We start from the raw sequence: 297 nt of genomic DNA, 5'->3' as shown, positions 1-297 counted from the left end.
ACTGATCGAATGCTCGCTGGAGCGCCCGCCGAAGAGCACCACCACCGTCTGCTTGTCCATGGTTGGTCCTCTCACCCTGGGGGGTGTCGTCGTCCGTCGTCAGGTGGGGTGCGATGTCTCGCGGGTCCATCTTCCCGTCGAGCACCATCTTCACCTGCTCGACGATGGGCATGTACACCTCGGACTCGCGGGCGAGCTGCAGCACCGGCGCGACGGACGCGAGTCCCTTCCGCCGTCTGCTGCATCTGCTTCACGACGTCCTGGAAGCTGTAGCCCTGGCCGAGCAGGCGCCCGGCC

1 pseudogene is annotated in these 297 nt (G+C 66.7%); it reads right to left on the bottom strand.

Annotation, left to right across the window (positions count from 1 at the left end):
• Positions 1 to 297 (bottom strand): annotated as a pseudogene (locus BN2660_RS16835) (NAD(P)H-dependent glycerol-3-phosphate dehydrogenase); the annotation flags it as partial.

Origin of the sequence: Microbacterium sp. 3J1, from assembly GCF_001049495.1 — a bacterium.
GTDB lineage: Bacteria > Actinomycetota > Actinomycetes > Actinomycetales > Microbacteriaceae > Microbacterium.
This window is presented reverse-complemented; position numbering and strand designations above follow the sequence as displayed.